Below are 2,430 nucleotides of genomic sequence, written 5' to 3'. Positions count from 1 at the left end.
GTATCTGTCGGTGTCGGTGCTGGGCTTCGTGGGGGCGGCGGTGCCGGGCTTCCTGGCCGGGCGCCTGCCCGAGCGGCTGGTGCTGGCCGCCGTGGCGCTGCTTTGGGGCGGGGCGTTGCTCTGGTTCTGCAATGTGCCGGGCGGGCTGCACTTCGCCGCCGCGCAGACCGTGATGAGCACCGCGTTCTACATCGGCACGCCCTACATCTTCGGTTGGGTCAGCGAGCGCGACCCCGATGGCACCCGGCTGTCGTGGCTGGTATTGCTGATTCTGGTGGCGCTGATGGTGTCCACGGCGGTATCGGGCGCGGTCTATGCCTGGGCGGGCCCGCTTGCATTCAGCTGGGCCACCGCCGCCTTGGGGGCGGGGTCGTTGATGCTGCTGGCCGGCTTGCGCAACGATCGTTGACGGCCCTCAAAGGGCTCGGCGACCCGAGCCCGGCAACTGTCATGAGGCGGCGCCATACTCGACGCTGGTCATGGAGAGCGCACGGCGCGTGTCGTGTCTCTCCGATCCAGCAACGGGAGCCGCCTTGGAATCGTTCACCAACCAGACGTTCGACGAAATCGCCATCGGCGCCACCGAGGTGGTTCGGCACATCGTGACGCGTGATGAAGTCGAGCTGCTGTCGCTCGTTTCGGGCGACGTCAATGCATTCAACGGCGATCGGCTCGACGGCTCGCCCAACGCCGGCCTGCGGTGCGAAAGCGTGAGCGCCGAGGCCTTGCTGCACGGGGTGCTCAAGCGCCGCTTGCCCGGCCCGGGCACCACCATCGTGGGTCACGCCTTGGCGTACCAGGGTGTCGTCGGAGTGGGGGACGAGCTCGAAGCCACCGTGGTCGTGCAAGACAAGCGCGCGCCGCGCGACGTGGTGTTCGGTTGTACGGTGCGACGAGGCGACGAGACCCTGGTGAGCGGCACCATCACCGTGGCCGCGCCCACCGAGCGCCAGACGGCCGATCTCACGGCCACGCCCACCGTGCCGCTGCGGCGTCACGATGTGTTTGCGCGCCTGTTCGAGCGCTGCGCGCACACGCCGGCCGTGCCCTGCGCCGTGGTGCACCCTTGCGACCGCGACTCGCTGCTCGGCGCCATCGAGGCGGCCCGGCGCGGTCTGATCGAGCCCGTGCTGGTGGGGCCCGAGGCCAAGATCCGCGCGGTGGCCGAGGCCGAGGGGGTTGACATCGAACCCTATCGCTTCGTCAACACCGAGCACAGCCACGATGCCGCCGTGCAGGCCGTTGCCCTGGCGCGCCGCGGCGAGGTGCAATCGCTCATGAAGGGCAGCCTGCACACCGACGAACTGATGGCCGCCGTGGTGCCGTCGTCCACCGGGCTGCGCACGGCGCGTCGCATCAGCCACGTCTTCGTGATGGACGTGCCGGTCTACCCGCGCATGCTGCTCGTCACCGACGCGGCCATCAACATCGCCCCCACCATTCAAGACAAGGTGGACATTGCCCAGAACGCCATCAACCTGGCCATCGTGCTGGGCGTCGAGCAGCCACGCGTGGCGGTGCTGGCGGCGGTCGAGACGGTCAACCCCGACATGCCGGCCACCATCGACGCGGCCATGCTCTGCAAGATGGCCGAGCGCGGGCAGATCACCGGCGGGCTCATCGACGGCCCGCTGGCCTTCGACAACGCCGTGAGCCCAGAGGCCGCGCGCACCAAGCACATCGTCTCGCCCGTGGCGGGGCAGGCGGACATCCTGCTCGTGCCCGATCTCGAAGCCGGCAACATGGTGGCCAAGCAGCTGCAATACCTGGCTGGTGCCGACAGCGCCGGCATCGTGCTCGGCACGCGCGTGCCCATCGTGCTCACGAGTCGGGCCGATTCGGTGCGCACGCGGCTGGCGTCCACGGCGGTGCTCAAGCTGCTGGCCGAGGCCAACCAGGCAGGCGCCAAGAACTGAGGCCGACGAGCCGCTCACCCGATCAACTCTTCATCACGACGCGCGACCATGTCCAAAGCCCTGGCCGTTATCAACGCCGGTTCGTCCAGCATCAAGTTTTCTGTGTTCAAGGCACGCAACTTCGCGTTGCTGGTGCGCGGTCAAATCGAAAACCTCCACACGCGTCCGCATTTCGTTGTGCACGGGCCAGACGGCGCGACGCTGCAAGAGCATCTGTGGGACGACGACGCGCACCGCGGGCACGATGCCGCCGTGGCCTATCTGCTCGAAACCTTGCCCACGTATTTGTCCGGGCACGAGCTGATCGCGTTCGGCCACCGCATCGTCCATGGCGGCACCCACTTTGCCGAACCGGTGCGCCTGAACGAGTCCATCTTGACGGAGCTGGCGGCGTTCGTGCCGCTGGCTCCCTTGCACCAACCGCACAACCTGGCGCCGGCGCGCGCCTTGCTGCAACAGGCGCCCGACTTGCCGCAGGTGGGGTGTTTCGACACCGCCTTCCACACCACCAACC

Annotated in this window: 2 protein-coding genes and 1 pseudogene; all 3 read left to right on the top strand. The window is 68.3% G+C overall.

Annotated elements, in window-relative coordinates:
• On the top strand, nucleotides 1-409 hold a 409-nt coding region (locus tag ACE3SS_RS15535; RefSeq protein WP_374595499.1), incomplete at its 5' end, for a hypothetical protein.
• A gap of 70 nt (nucleotides 410-479) precedes the next feature.
• On the top strand, nucleotides 480-1,916 hold the full coding sequence (locus tag ACE3SS_RS15530) for a bifunctional enoyl-CoA hydratase/phosphate acetyltransferase (protein WP_374595497.1): 1,437 nt from the start codon (nucleotides 480-482) through the stop codon (nucleotides 1,914-1,916).
• 48 nt (nucleotides 1,917-1,964) lie between these two features.
• Nucleotides 1,965-2,430, top strand: a pseudogene (locus ACE3SS_RS15525) (acetate kinase); the annotation flags it as partial.

The organism is Aquabacterium sp., assembly GCF_041915145.1.
In the GTDB taxonomy this organism is placed as follows: Bacteria; Pseudomonadota; Gammaproteobacteria; order Burkholderiales; family Burkholderiaceae_C; genus Aquabacterium.
Note: the sequence above shows the minus strand (reverse complement) of the source record. Positions and strands in the feature narration are given on the sequence as shown.

Excerpts from the sequence above, each read along its gene's own strand:
- ACE3SS_RS15530 (WP_374595497.1), top strand. The coding sequence starts at position 480 with ATGGAGAGCGCACGGCGCGTGTCGTGTCTCTCCGATCCAGCAACGGGA.